The sequence below is a fragment of the Kitasatospora sp. NPDC048715 genome (genome assembly GCF_043198905.1).
Classification (GTDB): Bacteria; Actinomycetota; Actinomycetes; order Streptomycetales; family Streptomycetaceae; genus Kitasatospora; species Kitasatospora lactacystinica.
This window is the reverse complement of the sequence record NZ_JBICVH010000004.1, coordinates 193902-216903: the sequence shown is the minus strand read 5'-3', so window position 1 is coordinate 216903 and position 23002 is coordinate 193902. Positions and strand designations below refer to the sequence as shown.

The following is a 23002-nucleotide window of genomic DNA, read 5'->3' as shown; positions in this document are numbered from 1 at the left end:
GCCGCCCTGGAGGCGGCACGGAGGGACGACAACACGCACTGACCGCCCTGGCGGCGACCGGCGTCGGGAGCGGCCGGAACCTGCGGTGCCGCTAAGCGGCGTAGAACAGCCTCGTGGCGTCCTGGATCTCCGAGACGGCCGTGTCGAAGTCCTCCCGGGCGCCGCCCCAGGGGTCGGCGATGCCGGAGCCGAGGACGTGCACCGGCCGGTCCGGGTCGACGAGGGCCTGGACGGTTCCTGCGGTCTCCTCGTCCATCGCGAGCAGGTCGTCCGCCCAGTCGAGCTGTTCCTGGTTCAGGAGGACTCCGCGGTGCCCGGTGAGGTCGTAGCCGAAGCCGGCGGCGGCCTGGATCATGAGCGGGTGGGCGGGCTTGCCGACGTGCCAGTTCCGGGTGCCGGCCGAGCGCACGTCGAGCGTTCCGCCGGACCGCTCGGCGATGATCAGCGCGGCGATCGGGGACCGGCAGTGGTTGCCCTTGCAGATCACCAGGACGTTGCGGCGGGTCGGGCTCACTCGGGGTCCACCCGCTCGATCTCGAAGGTGAGCACGCCCAGCGCTTCCTTGTGGGGCGGGAAGATGGCGTGGATCGCTTCGAGCTGTTCGGCCTCGGTCGCCCTCGGGTTCACGGACTCCACCCGCTCGGTGCCGAACATCTCCTCGAAGGTGCGGTACTTCCCGATCCGGGTGACCCGGGTCAGGCAACTCGACTTGCGGCAGGTGAAGTTGATCCGGTCCCCGACCCTGATCCGCTTCATCGACTCGTAGGCGACGCGGACCTCGACGGTCTTCTCGCCGGAGGCGATCAGGTCGAAGTACTGCCGGTAGATCGGCATGTTGCGGGGGCGCATCGCCCGGGAGTCGTACGTGGCGGGCCGGCGGGTGCTCATCAGGGCTTCCAATGCGGTTGTGGTGTAGGACCGGAAGAAGTGCCTGGGGTCGCTCAGCACGAGTTCGCCGAGACCCGTCAGCGCTTCGACGTAGTCCTCCTGGGTTCCGGGCCACTCCGAGGGGTCGAGCAGCCACGCGGGGGTGGTCTCGTCCCGGGTGGCGGGCCCGGCTTCGGCGGTTTCGCGCAGCAGGCTCTTGGAGAGCTTGCCGCCGTCGCTGCCGAGGATCTGGGGGGTGAAGATCCGGACGGGCAGAGGGCCGCACGACAGGCCGAGGGCGGCGTGTGCGCCGTCGACGAGCTGGCACCCGAAGGCCCAGTCGCCGCCCTTGACCATGACGTGGAGCGTGCGGTCGCCGGGCCGGTAGGAGCGTTCCTTGACGACGTTGCGGTAGAGGGTGGCCAGGTCGAGGTAGCCGCCGCCCAGCGGCGTGATGTCGGCCTCGTAGCGGCCGTGTTCGAAGCAGAAGGCCTCGAACAGGCCGCCGGCCTCGTCCAGTTCCAGCAACCGTGTCCGGTCGGCGTGTTTCTCGGCCCAGCCGCACACCGGGCAGGGCAGCCGGATGTGCGCGCTGCCGCTGTTCGGCGACAGCCAGCTGCCGACCGCGTCCAGGAGCTCCAGCGTCCGCAGGAACTCGGCCCGGAAGGCCGGGGTTTCCTGCTGTTGGGTGTAGGTGGTGACCGCGTACGGCACGTTCGTCCGGGCGCGGCAGGCGTCGAACAGCGGCAGGTAGTGCCGGGCGAGGAGTGCCGTGATCTCGTCGGCGTTCAGGCTGTGGGCGTAGGCCCGCTGGTAGCGCCGGCCGTCGACCCTGAAGGTCCGGGCCGGGGAGTTGTCGAGCGCACAGAAGTCCACGCTGGTGTCGATGCCGAACTCGTCGCGGGCCCGCTCCGCCAGGAGGAAGGCGAGGCTCTGGACCAGGTGGGTCCCCAGGTGCGGGTGCCCGTTGATCTGTGTGCCCACCGAGAAGCCGATGCTTTCGATGTCGCAGTCCACGATGCGCGGCCGCAGGAGGTCCACGGCGTCCTCAACGGCGTTGGCGAGCACCGTGTTCGGGGAGCTCAACGTCGATACGGTCATGGTGCGCCTCCCTCGGGTCGGGATGGTGCAGTGGGGTGGGGTGGGGTGGCGGCGGGGGGTACGTGATAGACCGTAGGGAGACGGCTACGGGCGGTGCCACGTTCTTGCACCGTCTTGCACGAATTCACCCGAGAGAGGCGATGGCCTCTTCGATCAGATTCCTGGCCTGCGGACCGTACACCGCCATCGACGCGAGGACCTTGAACGCTTTGGCATAGGCCGTGATCTCTCCGGGCGTGGTGATGGTGACGGCTGCCGAAAGGAGCTCGGCGTTCACCTGCCGGTCGTCGAAGATCGAGAACGCCTCCAGGGGCCACATCCGGCGAGGTGCCGTAAAGGGAATCACGCCGAGGCTGACCCGGGTCGCGCTCATCACCTCGAGCAGGTGGCGCAGTTGGTCCACCATGACTGGGCGGCCTCCGATGAGGTAGCGCAGGACGGTCTCCTCCACCACGAGGGCGAAGGTCCGATTTCCCTCATGAAGGAAGCGACTGCGCTGGAGACGGCTTTCAACAGCCGCTTCGACGTCATCCGGCGTCTGCTGGAAGTCGGTGATGGTGGCCATCAGAGCCCGCGCGTATTCGCGCCGCTGCAGCATCCCCGGAACGACATTCGAGCAGTAGACACGGATCTGGCGGCTACGGTCCAGCACGGGAAGAACCATCTCCTGGGCATGCTTCATCCCGGTCCGGTGCAGCCGCTTCCACTCCACGTACATCTCGCCCGCCTGGCGGTTCGCGGCCACCAGATCCGCGGCCAGATGCACGACGCCGCACGCCTCGCACCACTCGCGGATGTCCGCATCGGACGGCGGAGTCCTGGCATTGGCGATCCGCGAGACTTTCGACTCGCTCCACCCCAGGAGAAGAGCAAGGCCGTGCCCAGACAGCCCGGCTTCCCTTCGCAGTTCCTTCAGGCGGGCGGCGATGGTCTCGCGGGCGTTCTGGGCACTTGACGACGGAGAGAGAGGCATGGCCCGGTGGTCCGTCGATCGGGCTCAGACGGTGTACTTCTCGTGGTCGACGGCCCGTTCCCAGACGGCCTCGAAGGCCGAGGCGCAGAGCCTCGCCACGTCGGCGTCGTCGGAGTGCTGCGGCCCCAACCCCCTCCCGTATCCGTCGAACAGGTTGAAACGCACCAGCTTTCCGTCGAACAGCCAGAAGTCGTTGCCGGGGAGGGCGAGGTCCGACGCCTGGCTTCGCGGGAGCCAGCGGACCCGTTCACCGGCAGCCACGTTCACCTGGGTGATGTGGTGCTCGTAGCGGATGTAGGTCGTCACCGGCTCCGACACGATCCGCGCCCGCCGGACGACGACCCCACGCGCGACCGAGCGGCGCACGGCCTCGGTCCAGTCCTGCCAGTACTCCGAGTCGGGATCCACGTCGACGGCTTCGCCGCGCTGCCACCGGGCGATCTCGTCGGACTCCTCCGTGATGCCGTACTGGTCCCGCATCTCCAGGTGGACGGCCGAGTGCTCGGCGGCGTCCAGGAGCTCATAGAAGCTCGGAACCTTCTGCGGCATCGCATGCCCTCCTGAGGATCGGCACCATCCGGCGCGGAATTCGAACCACCACTTCGCTGTCGGGGATCGAGTTGTCGTGGCCGGGTCCGTGCCCGGCCTCAAGGGCCTTCCCGATCAAGGTCTCGTCGGCCGCATAGGTCTGCACGACCAAGTCCCCGGACTCGTCATCCAGCCAGACGGTCGGACTCTGGTCCTTGCCCGTCTCCGGGTCGATCCCCACGAACCGTAGTGCCATGACTGCCTCTCCTGTCACTCGGCCTGCGCACTCTCGCGCTTGGAGTTGACGTGACCGTCAGTTTCCAGCGTCCGAGGCTGATTTGTCAGACGCTTCAGCGAAGCAGGCGCCTTCGACCGCCCGGTACAGGGCCTGGCCTTCGGCTGCGGACTCGCTGGAGTTGCCGGTCCGCTACGACGACGAGGGCCACACGCTGGCCGACCAGGTGACGGCCGGGCTCGGGACCGACCTGCCCGGCTCCGCCGGCGCCCCCCTGCTCGGCGCCCTGCCGGAACGAGCGGGCGGCGCCGAGGACTTCGCCACCCTGGCGTACGCCTCGCTGGCCCCTGAGCTGGGCGGCAGCTGGGACGCCGAGCACTTCGCGCACGTCCACCGGCCCGAATCGGCCCCGCTTCGCTCGAAGGGGTGATCCCGGCTTCCGCCCCTGTCGGAAGCCGGGACGGCTCAATACCGTTCTTTCCATGACAGACGGGCTCACCGCAGACGAGGCCCTGCGGGCCTTGGCCGCCCTGGAGGCGGCGTGGAAGGACGACGACGAGGCGCTGTTCGCCCTGGCGGCGGGCGGCACCGGTGAACGGCCGCTGCCGGCACTGGTCGCCGCGTACGGCGAGCACGCCATGGACACCCTGATGGCGCTCGCCTTCGGGCTGCGCGCCACCATGAGCGACGAGGAGATCGCCGAGATCTCCGACGCCGTCAGCTCCAACATCGGCGCCCGGATGAGCGCCCTGCTGACCCAGACCCTGAAGGCCTGGGGCACCCTCGCCCCGGCGGAGGACCTCTCGGTGACGAAGATCATCGCCCACACCGTGATCGACGCGATGCGGGCCGTCACCGAGGACCCCAGCAAGACCGAGGTGCTGCCGCTGCTGGCCACCTTCCGCAGCTACGCCCTCAACGGCACCTGAGGGGACAGGAATTCGCGAGTCGGCGCGGGCTTCGAGAAGGCACTCGAAGCCCGCGCTGCTACGTGTGCGCCCTCATCCACCCTGCGGCGAAGGCGAATCCGCCCGTAGAGGATGCGAGGAAGACGAGGACGAACACCATGGCACTCGCCGGGGTCGATACGCCCTCGGGAATCATGAGGGCGGCGACGGCGGCGACCGCGAGGCTCCCGACGACGATCACGCCGGCGGCGGCGACGGCCGCATACCTCTGCGGAGGACGACGACCAGCCGCTCGATGACGTCCGGCCGGGCGGCCCCGAGGTCGATCAGGACGACGCCGGTGGCCTTGGCCGAGCGCCAGTCGATCCCGAGGGACGGGAGTTTCACGTCGGCGGCGTTCAGGACGGCCTGGAGGTCGTCGAGGACGTCGGCCGCGGTGCGACGATCCTCGGCCGTGATCTTGTCGATCATGCTGCTCATCGGGCATCTCACTGTTCGGTGTTGGTGATCCAACGCGCTTCGGCGTCCCACTCGATGCCGCCGCCGAGGGGCCGGAGGTAGGCGCGGCCGTGCTGCCACCCCATGAAGGCGGCCCAGCGTCCCGAGCGGACGTCGAAGACCCGCTCGCCGACGATGGAGGGGCGGTAGGGGCTGGAGGGCGGCGCCACCCGCCGCGCGGGCGGCGCCGCGGGGGTCAGGGCGGAAGCGCTCACCCGCGCCTCGGGGACGGAGTCGCCGCACTGCGCGCAGCGGCAGGGCGGAAAGTTCCGCCGCAGGATGAGGCTTTCAGCAGCTTGATTGTTCGTCATATTCACCGACTAGTCTCTCTCTGTTGCCATCCCCTCACCAAGGGTGGCCAATCGGAGCTAGTATCGGAAGAGCTTGACTTTGACAACACACCTTGTGGAATGGGCGTGATGACCTTGCCCCAGCAGGAAATTGACCCGGCCTCCTCCCCCAACAAGGCCATTGGCGCCCAGCTGCGCCGGTTCCGCAAAGCACGAGGCCTCACCCAGATCGAACTCGGCAAGCAGACCAACTACAGCGACTCGCTCATCTCCCTGATCGAGACGGGCGCACGTCCCGCTCCGCTGAACCTCCTCCGGCGGTCCGACAAGGTGCTCGACACCTGCGAGGCACTGGAGCTCCTCTACTGGAGCACGAAGGGCAGTACTCTGATCGGCGGATTCCTCGCCTATATCGAGCACGAGCGCAAGGCCACCGCCTTCAAGATCTACGAGCTGAACGTCGTCCCTGGACTGCTCCAGACGCGCGCCTACGCCTCAGCGCTGATCAATGCCGCCGCCCAACGAAATGAGATCCCCCAGGACAAGGTCGGCGAACGCCTGAACGTCCGCATGGCTCGACAAGCCATGCTCTACCGGGAACCCGCCCCCTCGATCCACATCGTCCTGGAGGAGAACTGCCTGCGGCCCATCGGCGGTCCCGTCGTCATGGCCGAACAGCTTCGCCGACTGGAGAGCGTGGCGAGCCTCCCGCACGTCATGCTGCAGATCGCGCCGTCCAGCCTGGGCGAAGACCTCCCGACAACCTGGCCGTTCACGCTCCTGACCTCGCCCAACGGAGTATGGATGGCCTACCTCGAAACCATCCAACGGGGCTACGTCGAGCGTGAAGACCAGGACAACATCCGCTTCCTCGCCAGGACTTACGATTGGCTCCAGGCCCAAGCCCTCTCGTGTGCGGACTCGCTGACCCTCATCCGCACCCGTCTCAAGGAGTTCCACGCCATGTTCCCCATCACAGCCGCCAAGCCCAACTCCTGGATGAAGTCCTCGTACAGCAACGGCGGCGGCCAGTGCATCGAGGTCGCACCGGGCATCTCCGGCATCCTCCCCGTGCGGGACAGCAAGGACCCCGACGGCCCTCAGCTCGCCTTCGACATGGACGCCTGGCGGTCCTTCGTCGCCGGCATCAAGTCCGGCGAGTTCGGCAGCATCTGAGAAGTGGTGGCGGAGTGGGCCTCGCCCGCTCCGGGCGAGGCCCACTCCGCCCGCTCACCCCGCCGCAGGCCGCGTCAGGCGGCGCACCAGAGTGACCAGTGCCTCCCGGTCCGCCGCCGGGTCGGTCGCGCCGGAGAGGAGCAGCCGCACCATCTGCGGGAGCGTGAACCACGCGTTCACCAGGCCGATCACCGCGAACATCAGCCGTCCCGGATCCACGTCGTCGGCCAGCTCGCCCGCCCGCTGCGCGGCCGCGAGGACGGCGACCTTCTCCCCGTAGTGCGCGGTGCGTTCGGGCTCCGCCGCCAGCGCCTCGGACTCCGTGCCGCGCTGCAGCCCTTCCCAGGCCAGCAGGCGGGAGAAGTGCGGGTTGGCCGAGTGGTAGTCGAAGACGCGTCCGGCGTAGTCGCCGAGCTCCAGCCCCGGCGCCGGGGTGAGCGGCACCGCTTCGGCCAGCTTGCCGAGTTCGGACGCCAGTACCGCGGCGAAGAGCTGCTCCTTGTTGCCGAAGTACTGGTAGATCCGCTCCTTGTTCACTCCTGCCCGGGTGGCGACGCGGGCGATCCGGGCACCGTCCGGGCCGGATTCGGCGAACTCCTCGACGGCGGCGTCGAGGAGGAGTTGCTGCGTGCGTGCGGTGTCCCAGGCCATGGCACCACCTTAGCGCGAATCTCCAACCAAAGGGTTGGACATCCGCGTGCGCGCCTGCCAAACTCCAACCGACGGGTTGGAGTTTTGGGCACCCAAAGCCCCCAGCCGCTCACTCACGGGAGGAAACCGCCTTGACCACCGACAGCATCACCGCACCGGCCCCCGCAGCCCCGTCCGTGCACCGCAGGGCCCTGCTCACCTGGCTCGCCGTCTACCCGACCATCACCGCCGCCTTCGCCCTGCTCGGCCCCCACCTCGGGCGCCTGCCGCTGGTGCTGCGGACCCTGGTCATGACCGGTCTCGTCGTCCCGGTCGTCGTCTACGCGGTGCTCCCGCTGCTGCTCAAGGCGGAGAGGAAGCTCACCCACCGCCCCGGTCGACGGAAGTAGCGAGCACCCGGAACGGCGGCAGCCGCCGCACCGCTCCGGGCACCGGACGGAGGAGCTACCGCCCCTCGGCGACCAGGAAGCGGCCGGAGCGCCACTGCAGCCGCGCCGGGCCGCCGGTGGGCCAGTCGTGGTTCAGGTGGCGGCGGCCGCGGCCGAGGGCGCCGAGGTCCTGGGGCCGCAGCGTTCCGCTCCTCAGGCCGCTCGCCTCGACGGCCGTCACCGGCATGATCGTCACGTACTGGGCATCGTCCCCGCCCATCCAGTCGACGACCTCGGTGAAGATCCACACGAACTGCTGCGAACAGCCCAGGCAGCGCCGCAGGTTGACGGCGAAGCGCGAGCCGCCCACCACTTCCGCCTCATGTTCGAAGCCCTCCCGCTGCCGGCCCCACACGGCCTGCTCGTCCTCGCCGTAGCACTTCGCGCAGCCGAACTCCGCCATCGGCCTTCCCATCGGTCGACTCCCTGTTCCGCGAGGTCCCGTGTCGCGGCCCATGATGCCCTCAGGGCCCCGGGGGCCGGTCGGGCAGTTCACCCGACCGGGGAACAATTCACGGACCGTTCCCGCACCGTTCGCGCCTCAGGGCGGATACCCGAACGGCCGGTTGACGCCCCGGGGCCCGGCACGGGCTCCGGACCGCACACCTCGAAGTCCGCGCCGACGGCTCCCGCGCCCGAACGGGCCGTCGCGCCGAAAGGTGACGCGTACATGTCCCAGATTTCTGGGATTCTCCTCGCCCACCCAGCTGGCACGGAATCGGCGTCAGGCGCTCCGGTGAGAGCGGACGCTCGACAAGTCGCCTATCTGGAACAGGAGTTGATCAACGATGACCCGCTCCTTCAAGCACGCCGGTGCCGTCCTCGCGGCGGCGGCGCCTCGCTGTCCCCGTCCGGCGCGGACACGGCCGTCGCCCGGCCCGCAGCGGCCGGCGGCTCGGCCCGGAACTGCGTGGTGAGCGCGGAGGGCGGGCAGTCGAAGTGCTTCGGCGGCTACCGGGAGGCCATCAAGTCCGCCATCGGCGGGCGGGTCGTCGACGCTCCGTTGACCGCCGCCGCGCCCGCCCGGGACACCGGGGTCACCGAAGAGCTGAACTGTTCCAGCAACTCCTCCAACCTGATCGTCATGGGGACGATCCACCAGGGCTTCTTCTTCGAGGGCGAGTCCGTGACCTTCACCGGCCCGCACGACTGCATACAACGGCAACAACGCCGACCACTCCTTCGGCATCCCCGCCCCGCCCGGCGCGCCCCCTCCTCGGTGGCCGCCGGGGGGAGCAGGGTCGGGGCAGGGGGCGGCCGACCGGTAGCCCCGGCCGGCCGCCCCCGCCGTCGTTCTCCGGCAAACCGTTGGCGCGGGGCGGCCGGCGTGTCGACAATCACCGCATGGAGGAAGTGAAGCCGTCCGACGGCGTCGTCACCCTGTCCCCACTGTCCCCGGACGATGCCGAGGCCCATCTCCTGGGCGAGGACGAGGCGCTCGTCCGCTGGCTCAACGGCGGCCCCGGCACACGGGATGACGTCGAGACGTACCTCCGCCACTGCCGGGAACAGTGGGAGGCCTCCGGGCCGCTCCGCGCGTTCGGCATCCGCGTGGAGCCAGGCGGGGTGCTCGCGGGGACGGTCGACCTGCGGTTCGCGGGGGAAGGCCTGGCTCCCGGCCAGGTGAACATCGCGTACGGCCTCTACCCTTCCTGGAGGGGGCGGGGCCTGGCGACCCGGGCGGTCCTCCTGGCCTCCCGGTACGCGGCCGCCGAGGGCGGCGTGGAGGCGGTGATCCAGGTGGAGCCGGAGAACACCGCCTCCACCGCGGTGGCGCACCGGGCGGGGTTCCTCCTCGACCGGCGGACGCACCGCGGGGACGGCACCCGGTCGGACCGGTACCACCTGGACCTGCGCACCACCGACCGCTGACGGGACGGCCACGGGACGCGGGGCGCAGGGCGCCGGCCGCGGGGCGCAGCGCACGGGGCGTCCCTCAAGGTCTCCCGCCGGCGGCGCCTCGCGGCGGAACGCGGCGCCTCGCAGCGGAACGGCGCCGACCGGTCGCCCGACCGCCCCGTCAGTCGGTCTCCAGCAGGACCGCCGGGAGCGCGCCGTCCAGCACCAGGGCCCGCGGCAGGGTGAGGCCGAAGTGGCGGCCGAGCACCTCCAGGCAGGTGCGGTGGAGGTCGTCGCTCTCCCGGTCGTGGTCGGGCAGCCCGGCGGCGGCCAGTTCGGCCGTCAGGGCGGCGACGGTGGCGGGCTCGCCCCGGACACCGTCGGGGCCCCAGCTGGCGTCCAGGTGGAGGTTGAGGAAGCAGGTCTCCCGGCCGTCCCGGTAGCCGCGGAAGAACGGCGGCACCGGCTTGCCGTTCTCCTCCTCGAACTCCAGGTGGTAGACCTCGGCGCCGCCGCGCGAGGCGGACGGCGACACACTCAGCTCGCCCTGCCAGTAGCCGTACACCACCGCGAAGGCGAGGTCGCCGCTGCGCCCGTGGTGCAGCCCGATGTCCTCGACGTCGCCGGGGAATTCGAGTTCGTACTCCTCGACCAGGTCGTCCGCCGTGAGTTCGCCGAGCGGGCGCACGGTGCACCCCGGGAGTTCCTCGGCGATCCGGGCCACGAGCTCCTCGGGCTCCAGGCCGCGGGCCAGGACCACGCTGTAGCCGCCGAAGGCGATCGACTGGGGTTCGGCGAGCCAGGTGAGTGCGTCCGTCATGGTGATCATCATGACGCACGGGTCAACCGTTCGGTATTCCGAACGGCCGGGCAGCGCGGCCGAACCCGTTCCGCCCGCTCAGTGCCAGAGCCCCCACGAGGCCGGCCGGACCGGTTCCGCGAGGTGGCCGTGCTGCTCGGCCCGGTACTGCAGCACCAGCACCGAGCGGACCTGTTCGCCGTCCAGCGCGGTGTAGGCGTGCGGCAGCGCCGCGTCAAAGCCGATGTAGTCGCCGGGGCCGAGTTCGATCTCGCGCCCGTCGACCCGCACGCCCAGCCGGCCGGTCTGGACCACGGTGTGCTCGGTGCCGGTGTGCCCCCCGGAGTCCTGGGCGGCTCCGGCGCGCACCACCTGGTCGTACAGCTCGAACACCGCGTCCCCGGACTCGATCCGGCGCAGCGGGCGCAGGTCGACGCCCCGCCCGCTGAGCACCTCGGTCTCGGCCGCGCGCACCACCGTGACCTCGCCGCCCGGCCGGGCCTCGACCAGGTCGGAGATCGGCACGCCGAGCACCCGGGAGAGCCCGAGCACCGTCTCCAGCGTCGGGTTCCCGGCCCCGGACTCCAGCTGGGAGAGCGTCGCCTTCCCGACCCCGGCCTGCCGGGACAGCTCGGACAGCGACAGTCCGCGCTGGGCCCGCACCCGCTTCAGGTTGGCGGCGAGGACGCCCCGGACGGATTCCTCGGCATCGTTCACTCTCGACCTCTTCTCACCCGGCACTGTTCGATATACCGTACGGGACGCACACCGACGGACGGGGAAGCGTAGCGAAGCACCGCGCTTCCCTCACCCTCACCAGGAGACCTCAGTGACCGAGCCCGCCGAGCCCGCCGAGACCACGCAGCCCGCCGAGACCATCAAGTACCGGAAGAACGGCCTGACCCGCGGGGTCACGGACGAGCTCGCGGAGAGCATGACGCAGGGCTGGGCCGACGCCGAGCGCACCGCCCTGGAGCCCGTCCCCCAGGCCGCGCACACCGCCCGCCGCCGCGCGGAGCTGTCCGCCGCCTTCCCCGGCGAGCTGCTGGTGGTCCCGTCCGGCAACCCCAAGGTCCGGGCCAACGACACCGACTACCCGTTCCGCCCCTCCTCCGACTACGCCTACCTGACCGGCGACCAGTCCCAGGACGGCGTCCTGGTGCTCACCCCGACCGGCGCCGCCGGCCACGAGGCCGTGCTCTACCTGCGCGACCGCTCCCGCGTCGACAACGGCGAGTTCTGGCTGGACGGCCACGGCGAGCTGTGGGACGGCCGCCGCAACAGCCTGACCGAGAGCGAGCGGCTGTTCGGCCTGCCCTGCCGGGACGTGCGCACCGTCCGCGCGGACCTGCGCGCCGCCACCGGCCCGGCGCGGGTGCTGCGCCGCCACGACGCGGGCGTGGAGGAGGCCCTCGCGGACCGGGCGGTCGCCGAGCGGGACGAGGAGTTCGAGGTCTTCCTGTCCGGGCTGCGCCTGGTCAAGGACGCGTTCGAGATCGAGGAGCTGCGCTTCGCCTGCGCCGCCACCGCCCGCGGCTTCGAGGACGTGGTGCGCGTCCTCGGCACCGACACCGAGACCGCCGAGCGGCTGATCGAGGGCACCTTCTTCGTCCGGGCCCGGGTCGAGGGCAACGACGTGGGCTACAGCACCATCGCCGCGGCCGGCCCGCACGCGACCACCCTGCACTGGGTGCGCAACAGCGGGCACGCCCGGCCCGGCGACCTGCTGCTGCTCGACGCGGGCGTGGAGACCAACCACCTCTACACCGCCGACGTCACCCGCACCCTGCCGGTCAGCGGCCGCTTCACCGAGCTGCAGCGCAAGGTCTACGACGCCGTGTACGCGGCCCAGGAGGCCGGTATCGCGGCCGTGCGCCCGGGCGGGCAGTTCCGCGACTTCCACCACGCCGCCCAGCGCGAGCTCGCCGAACACCTCACCTCCTGGGGCCTGTTCGGCGACCTGAGCGCGGACAAGGTGTACGAGCTGGGCCTGCACCGCCGCTTCACCCTGGCCGGCACCGGGCACATGCTGGGCATCGACGTCCACGACTGCGCCCACTCCCGCACCGAGGAGCACGTCGACGGCCCGCTCGTGGCGGGCATGGTGCTCACCGTCGAGCCGGGCATCTACTTCCAGGAGAACGACCTGACGGTGCCGGAGGAGTACCGGGGCATCGGGGTGCGGATCGAGGACGACATCCTCGTCACCGAGGACGGCAACGAGAACCTCTCCGCCGGCCTCCCGCGCCGCTCCGACGAGGTCGAGGCCTGGCTGGCCCGCCTGCGCGGCTGATCGGCTGATTCACGAAGAGCGGCACCGGGGCGTACCCGGTGCCGCTCGCCGTACGGCTACTTGAGCCGCTTGAGCCGCTTGAGCCGCTTGAGCCGCTCCGGCTACTTCAGCTGCTGCAGCGCCACGGCCACCCGCCGCACCGCCGCCTCGACGTCCTCGGGCATCCGGCTGGTGAAGCAGAGCCGGAAGAAGCCCGGCTCCGCGTTGTGCATGGTCCCGCCGGGCAGCAGGGAGACCTCGGTGGGTTTGGCGGCGAGGTAGCGGAACAGCCACTCCTCGTTCGGGTCGAGCCCGTCCGGCCCGATGGCCGGAAGCCCGTTCACGTGCTCACCGGGCGCGCGCTTGCCCAAGTACCTGCTGAGGTCGAGCCAGAAGAACATCGCGGCGTTGTCGCCGTCCCGGTGGACGTACTCGATCCCGGCGGCGTCCAGGGCGTCCTTGGTCCTGCGGAAGCTCGCGCTCAGCAGTCCGCGGTAGTCGCGCATCGCGCGCACGGGGTACGGCTCCCCGTCGAGGGTGGTCTTGAACAACTCCCCGACGACGTAGGTCTTCAGCGAGTCGAACGGGGTGAACCAGGGCAGTGCGCGGGTCTGCTCGGCCGGGTCGTCGCTGCCGAGCATGGCGCGGTGCACGGCCTCGTTCTTGGAGACGACGAATCCCGTGCGGAAGCCGGACAGCCCGAAGTCCTTGGCGAAGCCCCAGACCACGTGGATCCGGTCGGCATGCCGCTGGTACGCGTCCAGGGCCATCGCGCTGGTGAACGGCGTCGTACCGGTGTCGAGTTGGGAATGACAGTAGATCTCGTCGGAAATGATGTGCAGATCGGTGTGCGCGAGCGCCCAGTCGTAGATCTCGTCGAGCAGTTCCTTGGGGTAGTTGACACCCAACGGGTTGTGCGGATTGGTGAGGACGAGCAGCCGCGGGTTGTGCCCCGCCTCCTTCCGCGCCTCGTAGGCGTTCATGATCAGGTTGAGGGTGAGCCGGTAGCGGTCCTCGCCGTGGGTGGGCAGGTGCACCGGGACGCACTTCAGCTTGGGCCGTTCCTGGAACGACCAGTTGAAGCCCTGCCAGTACGGCGCCGGGATCAGCACCTCGTCCCCCGGCTTGAGCGGCTCGCCGCCCGTCCCCTGCCGCCGCATGAGCCCGAAGGCGATGCACTCCAGCGCGGAGGAGACCCCGGCGCAGCCGAACACGTCGTCCATCGCGACCGTGCGGCCGAACGCCCGGGTGAGCAGGTCCGCCACCTGCTGACGCAGCCACGGTATGCCGACCGGGGCCATGTACTTGATGTTCGCCTCGGGGATCAGCCGGACCTTGTCGAAGACGTCCCGCTGCATCGAGTGGTGGTACAGCAGGACGTTCTCCGCGACGGACAGGTCGATCGCGGTGTCCGGTGCCAGGTGCTGGTGGTAGAAGGCGAGGGCCTGCTCGAAGTCGGGCAGGCCGGCGTGCAGGTCGGCGACCGCCTGGGGCGGGGCGAGCCTGAGTCCGTTCACGGTGGTGGTCATGGTGGTCCCCTGTCGGGTGAGCGGGTCCGGCGGTGCGCCGGAACGGTGCCGAACGTCACCGGACGATGCCGTTCGCACACGCATCGCTCCCAGCCGACCACGCCCCGGAACCGGCCGCCAGCGCTCGGCGGCCGTCCGGACGGCGCCCCTGCCGCCACGCCCCCGACCGTCAGCCGAGCCGCCACACCGTCGTGGTCTTGACCGCGGTGTCCTCCAGGTCCGCGACCACCGGCACCTGGTAGGCCGCCACCGCGGTGAACCGCTCGCGGGGCAGGTAGGCCCGGCCCGGGTCGCCGACGACCACGGTCGCGCCGCGCGCCGCGGCCCGCTCCAGGAAGGGCAGGAAGCGGGCGGCCATGACCCGTTCGTAGAAGACGTCGCCCGCGAGCACCACCTCGGCGGGACCGCCGTCGCCGTCCACCAGGTCCACCAGCGCGCCGTCCACCCGCACCCCGTTGGCCTCGGCGTTCAGCCCGATCGCGGCCACCGCGTAGGCGTCGATCTCGGCGGCGCGCACGTCCGTGGCCCCGCGCAGCGCGGCGGCCACCCCGACCAGCCCGGAGCCGGCCGCGACGTCCAACACCGTACGGCCGGCGACCAGTTCGGGGTGGTCCAGCACGTAGCGGGCGACCGCCACCCCGCCCGCCCAGGCGAAGGCCCAGAACGGCGGCGGCAGCCCGTCCTCCCCGCGCGCCCGCTCGGTGGTCTCCCACAGGGCGATGGCGTCCTCGGCCATGTGCAGGCTGATCTCGGGCACGAAGGGGACGGGCTTCAGCTCGGTCTCCCGCCGGACGAAGGCGAGGTCCTCGGCGGGCTGAAGAGTGCGCAGCTCACTCGGCATGCCCCGCAGCATAGAGCCCGCGCGGGGGTGCTCCCCGCCACCCGTCCGGCGGGACGCCCCCACCCGTGTGCCCGACGGCCGGGTTCACCCCCGCTCGTTCACCCGCGCTCGTCCACCACCCGCTTGATCTTCCCGACCGAGCGCTCCAGCGTGTACGGGTCCACCACCTCGGCCGCGACGGTGATCCCCACCCCGTCCTTCACCGCCCGGACGATCGCCGCCCGCGCCGCCGCCCGCTGCTCGGCGGAGGCTTCCGGCCGGGCCTCCACCCGGACGGTCATGTGGTCCAGCCGCCCCTGCCGGCCGAGCCGCAGCTGGAAGTGCGGCGCGACGCCCGGGGTGCGCAGCAGGATCTCCTCGATCTGGGTCGGGAAGACGTTCACCCCGCGCAGGATGATCATGTCGTCGCTGCGCCCGGTGACCTTCTCCATCCGGCGGAAGGCCGGCCGCGCGGTGCCGGGCAGCAGCCGGCTGAGGTCGCGGGTGCGGTAGCGGATGATCGGCAGGGCCTCCTTGGTGAGCGAGGTGAAGACCAGTTCGCCGCCCTCCCCCTCCGGCAGCACCTCGTCGGTGAACGGGTCGACGACCTCCGGGTAGAAGTGGTCCTCCCAGATGTGCAGCCCGTCCTTGGTCTCCACGCATTCCTGGGCGATGCCGGGGCCGACCACCTCGGAGAGGCCGTAGATGTCGACGGCGTGCAGGTCGAGCCGTTCCTCGATCTCGCGCCGCATCTCCTCCGTCCAGGGCTCGGCCCCGAAGATGCCGACCCGCAGCGAGGTGCCGCGCGGGTCGACGCCCTGCTTCTCGAACTCGTCCAGGAGGGTCAGCAGGTAGGACGGGGTGACCATGATGATCTCGGGTTCGAAGTCCAGGATCAGCCGCACCTGGCGGGCCGTCATGCCGCCGGAGGCCGGGATGACGGTGCAGCCGGCCCGCTCGGCGCCGTAGTGGGCGCCGAGGCCGCCGGTGAACAGCCCGTAGCCGTAGGCGATGTGCACCTTGTCGCCGGGCCGGCCGCCGGCCGCGCGGATCGAGCGGGCGACCACGTCGGCCCACATGGAGAGGTCGTTGTCGGTGTAGCCGACCACGGTCGGCAGCCCGGTGGTGCCGCTGGAGGCGTGGATCCGGCGGACCTGCTCCATCGGGACGGCGAACATGCCGAAGGGGTAGCCCTCGCGCAGGTCGGCCTTGGTGGTGAAGGGGAAGCGGGCGAGGTCGTCCAGGGTGCGGCAGTCCTCGGGGCGGACCCCGGCGGCGTCGAACTTGCGGCGGTAGAGCTCGACGTTGTCGTACGCGTGCCGCAGGGTGGCCCGCAGCCGGGTGAGCTGGTGGGCGCGCAGCTCGTCCGGGGTCATCCGCTCACCGGCGTCCAGGAGCTCCGGCGGGATCGCCTCCCCGAGGTGTCGGTGCGGGACGGGTGCGGTGCCGGTCATCGTCGCTCCTTCGCTGCTCGGCCGGGGTTCCCCTGCCAGGGACACCGACCGATCGTTCGGTCAGCCCCGTTCGCTCCATTGATCCAGTACCCGAACCACCTGTCAAGGGATCGCACGAGGCTTCCGGAATGTGAAGTTCCGACCGCTTCGAGGCGACTTCGCCTCGACAGCTTGGCTGTCCGATATGAAAATCATTACAGAAGTTTGACTTGCCACCGGCCTTCACCGCCCCGCCCCCATGGTTCAGTAGTGCGGTTTCCGCCCCGCACCCCGGAGTGATCACCGTGCCCACGACTCCCGCCCTGGTCAGCGCGCTGCGCGAACTCGGCGACCGACCCGCCGTCGTCGCCGACGGGCGCGCGATCAGCGGCATCGGCCTGCTGCTCGGCGTCTCCCCGCCGGGCGGCCTGCCCCGCGCCCTCGCCCGGCGCGTCGCCGAGCACGCCGCACTCCCGCCCTCCGCCGCCCGGGCCGCCGAACAGCGGCTGCGCTACTGGGCCGGCGTCCTCGGCACGCCCCCCATCCGGCACACCGTGCTCCACCCCGTGACCGACCTCGCCGTCGACCTCGCCCTCGCCACCCTCCTGGCCGGCGGCACCGTCCACTGCGGCGACCCCGACCAACGGCCCGAACAGCAGCTCCGGGCCGTCGCCGCCGCCCGGACCACCCACCTCAGCCTGCCCTCCGCCCTGCTCTGGCCGCTCAGCCGGCAACCCGACCTCACCGCCCACGACCTCGGCGCGCTGCGCCTGGTCCTGCACGTCGGCCCCGAACCCCGACAGGAGGACGTCTACACCGCCGTCGACGCCCTCGGGGCCGTCCTCGCCCACGTCCGCGCCCCCGACAGCAACGCCGAGGCCGCTGACCGCCGGCTGCGCGCCGACACCGAGAACGCCACGGCCGCCGCCTGGAAGCACAGCATCGGCATCACCGCCGCGCAGATCCGCGACTTCGGCGCCCAGCTCGACCGGGCCGTACTCGCCGCACTGCTGCACACCCTCCAGCAGAGCGGCGTGCTCACCGACCCCGCCCGCGGCCACCCCGAGGCCGAAGTGCTCGCCGCGGCCATGGTCACCCCCGCCCAGCGCCCCCGCGTCGCCCGCTGGCTGGACGCGCTCGCCCGGCACGGCCTGATCACCCGCCAGGACGGCGGCGCCCAGGGCCCGGTCTTCCGCGGCCGGCCCGGCAAGGCCGCCGCCGAGGTCCGCGACACCTGGCGCCCCGCGGTCGAGACCTGGGCCGACGGGCTCGGCCCGGCCGCCGCCCTCACCCGGGTCCGGCGCGACGCCCTGCGGCTGCCCCGGGTGATCACCGGCCAGGAGGCCCCCCGGCCGGCCGCCACCCCGGTCCGCCGGGCCGCCGCCCGCGGTTACCTCGGCGCCGCCCTCGGCGCGCTGGTGCGCGGCACCGCCGAGGCCCACCAGGGGCCCGGGCCGCTGCGCGTGCTCGAACTCGACCCCGAGGGCGGCGAACCCGCCGTCGCCCGCGCCCTCGCCGCCGCCACTCGGCCCCGACATGCCGTCGAGCACCACGCCGTTCCCGACGGCGGGCGCTACGACGTCGTCGTCGCCACGGTGACAGCGGCTCCGGCTCCGGCCCCTGTTCCGGCTTCGGCCTCTGCCTCTGCCTCTGCCTCTGCCTCGACCGTGGCCGCCACCGTGGCCGGAGAACCGGAGCAGGAGGTGACGGCCCTGGTCCGACTGCTCTCCCCCGGCGGCCGGCTGCTGCTGCTCGCGCCCACCGCCGAACAACTCGACCTGCTGATCACCGGCGACGCCCACGGCCCCACCGCCCGCCCGGCGGAGCACTGGCGGGCCGCACTGGCCGCCGCGGGCTGCCCGACCGTGCTGACCCTGCCGGAGGACGAGCACCCGATGGCACTGCTGGGGCAGCGGCTGTTCGCGGCCCGGGTGGACTGACGGACGCCCGGGGGTGCGGCTGGCTACTCTCAAGGGTCATGACCACTTCCGCGCTTCCGGCCCGACCCGCCCGCGGGTCCATCGGCTCCCTCCGCTCGATCGGCTCCATCGTGTCCGTCCGGTCGATCGGCTCGATCGGGTCGGTGCTGTCGACCGGCTCGATCGGATCCGTCCTCTCCCTCGGCTCGATCGGGTCGGTGCTGTCCATCGGCTCGATCGGGTCGGTGCTGTCCATCGGCTCGATCGGATCCGTCCTCTCCCTCGGCTCGATCGGCTCGGCCTGCTCCGCCCTCAGCGTCCTGTCGGCCGGCTCCCGGCGCGGCCTCGGCTCGCTGCTGTCGGAGCGTTCCCTCCCGTCGGTGCTGTCCCGGCGGCTCGCCCACCCGCCCACCGTGGCCGAGCGGTGAAGTCCGGATCACGCACCGCCACCCGATCCGTACCATTTCGATACCGAAGCCTGGATGAGCTGCGAGGATCCTCGCCGCCCGGCTCCGTCCCCGGGTAGGCTCCGCATGTCCTCCGGCCCTCGCGCAGGCGGCCCCCTGCCGCCGTGCCGCGTTCTCCGGGGGTTGCACCCCCGCGGGCCACTCGGTGGGCACCGCGCACTCGACACCGCGCGCCAGGGCAGTCGCGCGAACGGCGAAGGGCATCGCATTGGCGGATCGGCTCACCGGAGGAGACTCCTCGCTGCTGCGGCGGATCAACGCGGCGGTCACGCTCCGGGCGCTGCGCAACGGCCACTCCGTGACCCTCACTCAGCTCGTCGGCGAGACCGGGCTCTCCCGCCCGACCGTCGAGGGCGTGATCGAGGGTCTGGTCGAGACCGGGCTGGTCGCCGAGGTCGAGCAGCCGCGGGAGGAGGGCCAGCCGGGCCCCGGCCGCCGCGGCCGCCCGGCCCGCTGGTTCCGCTTCCGCGCCGAGGCCGGGCACATCCTCGGCATCGAGATCGGCGTGCACGACATCCGGGTCATCCTGGCCGACCTCACCGGCGAGGTGGTGGGCAGTCACTTCAAGCCGGTCGACGAGACCCTCGACGCCGAGGACCGGCTCGCCGCCGTCCGCACCGCCGTCGCCGAGGTGCTGCGCAAGGCCGGCATCTCCCGGGACAACCTGTGGTCGGTCGGCATCGGCACCCCCGGCATCGTGGACCGCGAGGGCACCGTCCAACTGGGCACCGCGATGCCCGGCTGGACCGGGCTCGACCTCGGGGCCCGGCTGCGGCGCTCCTTCCGCTGCCCCGTCCTGATCGAGAACGACGCCAACCTGGCCGCCATCGCCGAGCACTGGCAGGGGGCGGCGGTCGGCGCCGACGACGTCGTCTTCGTGATGGCCGGCCTCAGCCCCGGCGCCGGCTCCCTCATCGGCGGCAGGCTGCACCGCGGGTTCGGCGGCGCGGCCGGCGAGATCGGCGCCCTGCACCTGCTCGGCCAGGAGGTCACCCCCGAGCGCCTGCTGTCCACCACCGGAAAGCCCCTCAACCCGCTGGACGAGGCCGCCGTGGCCCGTGTGCTGCGGCTGGCCCGGGAGGGCGACGAGGTCGCCAAGGTCGCCATGGACCGCTTCCTCACCCGCCTCGTCCAGGGCGTCGCCGCGCTGGTCCTCGCCATCGACCCGCAGCTGGTGGTGATCGGCGGCTGGGCGGCCGGCCTCGACGGCGTCCTGGACCCGCTGCGCGAACGCCTGTCCCAGTTCACCCTGCGCGCCCCGGAGGTCGCCCTGGCGGCCCTCGGTTCGGAGGTGGTGGCGATGGGCGCCCTGCGCGTCGCCCTGGACCACGTCGAGGAGCAGCTCTTCGCGGTGGACCCGCCCCGGGCCTGACGTCGGGCGCGGCGCGGGGCCGGCCTGCGGGGCCGGGGAGCTGGGGGCCGGGGGGCTGCGGGGCCGGGGGGCTGGGGGGCTGGGGGGCTGGGCTGTCATCGGAACCGCTCCGCCGTCACGGTGCGTAGTCCGGGTCGGTCAGGTCGAGGGTGAGGACGGTGCCCCAGTCGTTGACGAAGTGCGCCAGCGGCCACTCGACGGACACCCGGAGGAACGGGTTGCCCTCGGTCGACGTCAGCACCCACACCAGTCGGCGCCGCCCGTCGAGCCGGGCGAGGAAGCCCTCGTCGCCCATGCCCCCGCTGCCGCAGCAGACGAACCCCCGCCCGTCCGGCAGCTCGGCCTCGCCGTCCACGTCGATCTCGTGCTCGTACCTGGGCTCCTCGACCTCGAACGGCTCGCCCAGCTCCAGGTGCAGCGAGCCGGGCCCGTCGAAGAACACCTCCCGCGCCGTTCCGTCCGCCCTGAACAGCCCGCCGTACGCCGGTATCTCCGACTTCGCCCACAGCTCCACGACCAGGTTCACGACCCCGTCCTCCCCCTCCGCACTGCCGGAGCCTCCGATGCTATGCCGGTCAACGGCAAAGGCCCGGACGCCAGTTGGCGTCCGGGCCTCGACCTGAGGGTGTTCGGAGGATGGTTCAGGAGGCGGTGCGGACCTCGGCCGTCGCACCGACCGGGGTGACCTCGACGAGTCCGGCCTCGCCGAAGGTCAGCTTGCAGGTGTCCGCCCGGTACGTGGCGACGCCCAGCGCCACCAGCCGGCCGGCCGCGGCGTACTGGGTGGTCATGACCAGGACCGGGGCGCCGGGCGGGCGCTCCAGCAGAGCGGCCTGTTCGGCCTCGGCGACGCCCAGCTCGACCGAGCGGGACTCGCCGTCCACCTCCAGGCGCTCCAGCTGGCGCAGCACCGAACGGGCGCGGTCGCTCTCGGCGCGGAAGCCGGGCAGGTGCGGCAGGGCGGCGGCCGGAACGTGCAGCGCCTCGGTGGCCACCGCGCGGCCCTCCACCAGCCGGACCCGGCGCACGGTGTGCACCGTCGCACCCTCGGCGATGCCCAGGCCCTTGGCCAGCTGCGCGGAGGCGGGGGCGGTGGTGCAGTCGAGCGTCCGCCAGGACTGGCTGCGCGCGGCGCCGGGCCAGCCCTCCTCCTGCCGGTTGACCGGGACGCCGACCCGCGGGGCGGCGATCAGGGTGCCGATCCCCCGGCGGCGCACCAGGCGGCCCTCCAGCTCCAGCTGGTCGAGCGCCTGCCGCAGCGTGGCCCGGGCGACGCCGAAGCGGGCCGAGAGCTCGCGCTCGTTGGGCAGCACCTGACCGATGGAGAACTCCGAGTCGATGGCCCGCAGCAGCACCGTGCGCAGGTGCCAGTACTTCGGCTCCGGCACCGCAGAAAGCTGTCCTGTCGTCCCCACCGCGTCCTCCACCCTGATGCTGTCCGCCCTGAGACAAGGAGGGCGGATCCCGGGCCCACCGTCCGCAGTTGCGGCAGGTGGGAGAGCGGGCCTTTATCCGTCCTTCTTTATTAAAGGTCCTTGCAGTAAGTGACCCTAGGCGCTCCGTCCGAAGATGGTCAAGACCAATGGCGCGGCTTGATGGGACTGTCGCACATCTTCATGCCGCGTTCACGACAGGTCCTGTCAGTCACTGTCACCATCCACCTCCGCATCCACCTCCGCCGGAATCCCGGAGTCCACATTCCGCGGGGCCCGGCCACCCCGGCCATCGGCCCCGCGCGTCACGATTCGGGTCGGGAACGACCAGTCGGTAGGCTGCCCGGGTGATCGTGGTGACGAGTGTGAACGTGAACGGAATCCGGGCAGCGGCCAGGAAGGGCTTCGTCGAATGGCTGGCCGGCACCGAGGCCGACGTGGTCTGCCTGCAGGAGGTGCGCTCCGAGCCCGAGCAGCTGCCCGCCGAACTGCGCGACCTCGACGGCTGGCACGCGGTCTGGGCCCCGGCCGCCACCAAGGGCCGGGCCGGCGTCGCCATCCTCTCCCGCGAGAAGCCGCAGCGCACGGTGATCGGATTCGGCTCCGAGGAATTCGACGATGCGGGCAGGTACGTCGAAATCGACCTCCCCGGCCTGACCGTCGCCAGCCTCTACCTCCCCTCCGGTGAAGTCGGCACCGAACGCCAGGACGAGAAGGAACGCTTCATGGCGGAATTCCTCGTCCACCTCACCGCCCTGCGCACCCGCGCCGCCGCCGACGGCCGCGAGGTCGTCGTCTGCGGCGACTGGAACATCGCCCACCGGCCCGAGGACCTCAAGAACTGGAAGGCCAACCAGAAGTCCGCCGGATTCCTCCCCGAAGAGCGCGCCTGGCTCTCCCGCGTCTACGACGAGGCCGGCTACGTCGACGTCGTCCGCGCCCTCCACCCCGACCGCACCGGCCCCTACTCCTGGTGGTCCTACCGCGGCCGCGCCTTCGACAACGACTCCGGCTGGCGCATCGATCTGGTTGTTTCCACGAAAACCCTGGCCGACAAAGCCGTCGAGGCCTACGTCGAACGCGCCGCCACCCACGCCGAGCGGTGGTCCGACCACGCACCCGTCACCGCAGTGTTCGACTTCGAGCGATAACTGAATAGCCAAACGACAATGGCCTCCAAGCCGGGTCCCGTGGCTAATCAGCAGCAACTTCATGACGGCGGTACCCGGACGTGAGCACCTCGACTCAGAACCCCCTGCATGCGAGACAGCTCCGCGGGCGGACCGATGCTCTGGCCGGCCGACGAGCCGTGGCCCGTGTGTACGCACCCGCGCAAGCAGAGCACGGGTGAGCGGATGGAGGAGGTCCGGCTCCGGCGGCAGATTCTGACCAAGGCCTGGGGCGCACTCTCGAGGACGGAATCGACCCCGGGCTGACGGACCCCGAGCGGGAGGTTCTGGCTTC

The 23002-nt window shown here is 71.6% G+C and carries 26 protein-coding genes and 1 pseudogene; 10 read left to right on the top strand and 17 right to left on the bottom strand.

The window, feature by feature from the left end:
• Positions 1-91 precede the first annotated feature (91 nt).
• From ACGFSC_RS10025 to ACGFSC_RS10005, 5 genes are all read right to left on the bottom strand, one after another.
• A complete protein-coding gene (locus ACGFSC_RS10025) occupies positions 92-514 on the bottom strand; it encodes a low molecular weight phosphotyrosine protein phosphatase (protein ID WP_359913354.1) in 423 nt (140 codons plus the stop codon).
• Complete coding sequence (locus tag ACGFSC_RS10020) at positions 511-1968, bottom strand: ASCH domain-containing protein (RefSeq protein WP_359913357.1); 1458 nt, start codon at positions 1966-1968, stop codon at positions 511-513. The genes ACGFSC_RS10025 and ACGFSC_RS10020 overlap by 4 nt, the downstream gene beginning before the upstream one ends.
• Positions 1969-2092: 124 nt before the next feature.
• Positions 2093-2941, bottom strand: coding sequence for a helix-turn-helix transcriptional regulator (locus ACGFSC_RS10015; protein ID WP_359913360.1), 849 nt, complete (start codon positions 2939-2941; stop codon positions 2093-2095).
• 24 nt (positions 2942-2965) lie between these two features.
• The gene (locus ACGFSC_RS10010) at positions 2966-3490 is read right to left on the bottom strand and encodes a DUF6879 family protein (protein WP_359913363.1); all 525 of its coding nucleotides are present in this window, start codon (positions 3488-3490) and stop codon (positions 2966-2968) included.
• On the bottom strand, positions 3462-3725 hold the full coding sequence (locus tag ACGFSC_RS10005) for a hypothetical protein (RefSeq protein WP_359913366.1): 264 nt from the start codon (positions 3723-3725) through the stop codon (positions 3462-3464). The genes ACGFSC_RS10010 and ACGFSC_RS10005 overlap by 29 nt, the downstream gene beginning before the upstream one ends.
• A 160-nt stretch (positions 3726-3885) precedes the next feature.
• Between ACGFSC_RS10005 and ACGFSC_RS10000 the strand changes: the two are divergent.
• Together ACGFSC_RS10000 and ACGFSC_RS09995 are read left to right on the top strand one after the other, a co-directional pair.
• Positions 3886-4134 (top strand): annotated as a pseudogene (locus ACGFSC_RS10000) (hypothetical protein); the annotation flags it as partial.
• A 52-nt stretch (positions 4135-4186) separates the two neighbouring features.
• A complete protein-coding gene (locus ACGFSC_RS09995) occupies positions 4187-4633 on the top strand; it encodes a hypothetical protein (protein ID WP_359913369.1) in 447 nt (148 codons plus the stop codon).
• A 216-nt stretch (positions 4634-4849) separates the two neighbouring features.
• Here the strand turns inward: ACGFSC_RS09995 and ACGFSC_RS09990 are convergent, their stop codons facing one another.
• Together ACGFSC_RS09990 and ACGFSC_RS09985 are read right to left on the bottom strand one after the other, a co-directional pair.
• On the bottom strand, positions 4850-5092 hold the full coding sequence (locus tag ACGFSC_RS09990) for a hypothetical protein (protein ID WP_359913372.1): 243 nt from the start codon (positions 5090-5092) through the stop codon (positions 4850-4852).
• 8 nt (positions 5093-5100) lie between these two features.
• On the bottom strand, positions 5101-5325 hold the full coding sequence (locus ACGFSC_RS09985) for a hypothetical protein (protein ID WP_359913376.1): 225 nt from the start codon (positions 5323-5325) through the stop codon (positions 5101-5103).
• A gap of 195 nt (positions 5326-5520) precedes the next feature.
• Between ACGFSC_RS09985 and ACGFSC_RS09980 the strand changes: the two genes are divergently transcribed.
• Positions 5521-6576, top strand: coding sequence for a Scr1 family TA system antitoxin-like transcriptional regulator (locus ACGFSC_RS09980; RefSeq protein ID WP_392862883.1), 1056 nt, complete (start codon positions 5521-5523; stop codon positions 6574-6576).
• A 54-nt stretch (positions 6577-6630) separates the two neighbouring features.
• On the opposite strand, the gene ACGFSC_RS09975 is transcribed toward ACGFSC_RS09980, so the two are convergent.
• A complete protein-coding gene (locus tag ACGFSC_RS09975) occupies positions 6631-7227 on the bottom strand; it encodes a TetR family transcriptional regulator (protein ID WP_359899599.1) in 597 nt (198 codons plus the stop codon).
• Between the two features lie 131 nt (positions 7228-7358).
• Between ACGFSC_RS09975 and ACGFSC_RS09970 the strand changes: the two genes are divergently transcribed.
• Entirely contained in the window at positions 7359-7616 is a 258-nt protein-coding gene (locus ACGFSC_RS09970) for a hypothetical protein (protein WP_359899601.1), read from the top strand.
• 55 nt (positions 7617-7671) lie between these two features.
• On the opposite strand, the gene ACGFSC_RS09965 is transcribed toward ACGFSC_RS09970, so the two are convergent.
• A complete protein-coding gene (locus ACGFSC_RS09965) occupies positions 7672-8070 on the bottom strand; it encodes a hypothetical protein (RefSeq protein ID WP_359899602.1) in 399 nt (132 codons plus the stop codon).
• A 536-nt stretch (positions 8071-8606) separates the two neighbouring features.
• Positions 8607-8741, bottom strand: coding sequence for a hypothetical protein (locus tag ACGFSC_RS09960; protein ID WP_359899604.1), 135 nt, complete (start codon positions 8739-8741; stop codon positions 8607-8609).
• Between the two features lie 258 nt (positions 8742-8999).
• On the opposite strand from ACGFSC_RS09960, the gene ACGFSC_RS09955 reads away from it, so the two are divergent.
• On the top strand, positions 9000-9527 hold the full coding sequence (locus tag ACGFSC_RS09955) for a GNAT family N-acetyltransferase (protein WP_359899606.1): 528 nt from the start codon (positions 9000-9002) through the stop codon (positions 9525-9527).
• 148 nt (positions 9528-9675) lie between these two features.
• Here the strand turns inward: ACGFSC_RS09955 and ACGFSC_RS09950 are convergent, their stop codons facing one another.
• Together ACGFSC_RS09950 and ACGFSC_RS09945 are read right to left on the bottom strand one after the other, a co-directional pair.
• Positions 9676-10314, bottom strand: a complete 639-nt coding sequence (locus ACGFSC_RS09950) for a hypothetical protein (protein ID WP_359899608.1) — start codon at positions 10312-10314, stop codon at positions 9676-9678.
• 78 nt (positions 10315-10392) lie between these two features.
• Positions 10393-11010: an XRE family transcriptional regulator gene (locus ACGFSC_RS09945; RefSeq protein ID WP_359899610.1), complete on the bottom strand. Its 618-nt coding sequence runs from the start codon at positions 11008-11010 to the stop codon at positions 10393-10395.
• 112 nt (positions 11011-11122) lie between these two features.
• Between ACGFSC_RS09945 and ACGFSC_RS09940 the strand changes: the two genes are divergently transcribed.
• Positions 11123-12586, top strand: a complete 1464-nt coding sequence (locus ACGFSC_RS09940; protein ID WP_359899612.1) for an aminopeptidase P family protein — start codon at positions 11123-11125, stop codon at positions 12584-12586.
• Between the two features lie 101 nt (positions 12587-12687).
• Here ACGFSC_RS09940 and ACGFSC_RS09935 read toward each other — a convergent pair whose 3' ends face one another.
• From ACGFSC_RS09935 to paaK, 3 genes are all read right to left on the bottom strand, one after another.
• Positions 12688-14094, bottom strand: a complete 1407-nt coding sequence (locus tag ACGFSC_RS09935; protein ID WP_359899614.1) for a pyridoxal phosphate-dependent aminotransferase — start codon at positions 14092-14094, stop codon at positions 12688-12690.
• A gap of 169 nt (positions 14095-14263) precedes the next feature.
• Complete coding sequence (locus tag ACGFSC_RS09930; protein WP_359899616.1) at positions 14264-14935, bottom strand: 50S ribosomal protein L11 methyltransferase; 672 nt, start codon at positions 14933-14935, stop codon at positions 14264-14266.
• Positions 14936-15033: 98 nt separating this feature from the next.
• A complete protein-coding gene (paaK, locus tag ACGFSC_RS09925; protein WP_359899617.1) occupies positions 15034-16368 on the bottom strand; it encodes a phenylacetate--CoA ligase PaaK in 1335 nt (444 codons plus the stop codon).
• A 284-nt stretch (positions 16369-16652) separates the two neighbouring features.
• Here paaK and ACGFSC_RS09920 point away from each other — a divergent pair, with 284 nt between their 5' ends.
• The 3 genes from ACGFSC_RS09920 (at position 16653) to ACGFSC_RS09910 (ending at position 20105) form a co-directional block, all read left to right on the top strand.
• Positions 16653-18287 carry a hypothetical protein gene (locus ACGFSC_RS09920; protein ID WP_359899619.1) on the top strand — a complete coding sequence of 545 codons (1635 nt, stop codon included), beginning with the start codon at positions 16653-16655 and terminating at the stop codon, positions 18285-18287.
• A gap of 38 nt (positions 18288-18325) precedes the next feature.
• On the top strand, positions 18326-18694 hold the full coding sequence (locus ACGFSC_RS09915) for a hypothetical protein (protein WP_359899621.1): 369 nt from the start codon (positions 18326-18328) through the stop codon (positions 18692-18694).
• Between the two features lie 247 nt (positions 18695-18941).
• Positions 18942-20105, top strand: coding sequence for an ROK family protein (locus ACGFSC_RS09910; RefSeq protein ID WP_359899623.1), 1164 nt, complete (start codon positions 18942-18944; stop codon positions 20103-20105).
• A gap of 115 nt (positions 20106-20220) precedes the next feature.
• Here the strand turns inward: ACGFSC_RS09910 and ACGFSC_RS09905 are convergent, their stop codons facing one another.
• Both ACGFSC_RS09905 and ACGFSC_RS09900 read right to left on the bottom strand, forming a co-directional pair.
• On the bottom strand, positions 20221-20631 hold the full coding sequence (locus ACGFSC_RS09905; protein WP_359899625.1) for a hypothetical protein: 411 nt from the start codon (positions 20629-20631) through the stop codon (positions 20221-20223).
• Positions 20632-20746: 115 nt separating this feature from the next.
• Positions 20747-21520 carry a GntR family transcriptional regulator gene (locus tag ACGFSC_RS09900; RefSeq protein ID WP_359899721.1) on the bottom strand — a complete coding sequence of 258 codons (774 nt, stop codon included), beginning with the start codon at positions 21518-21520 and terminating at the stop codon, positions 20747-20749.
• A gap of 365 nt (positions 21521-21885) precedes the next feature.
• Between ACGFSC_RS09900 and ACGFSC_RS09895 the strand changes: the two genes are divergently transcribed.
• Positions 21886-22689 carry an exodeoxyribonuclease III gene (locus ACGFSC_RS09895; RefSeq protein ID WP_359899627.1) on the top strand — a complete coding sequence of 268 codons (804 nt, stop codon included), beginning with the start codon at positions 21886-21888 and terminating at the stop codon, positions 22687-22689.
• Positions 22690-23002: the final 313 nt, after the last annotated feature.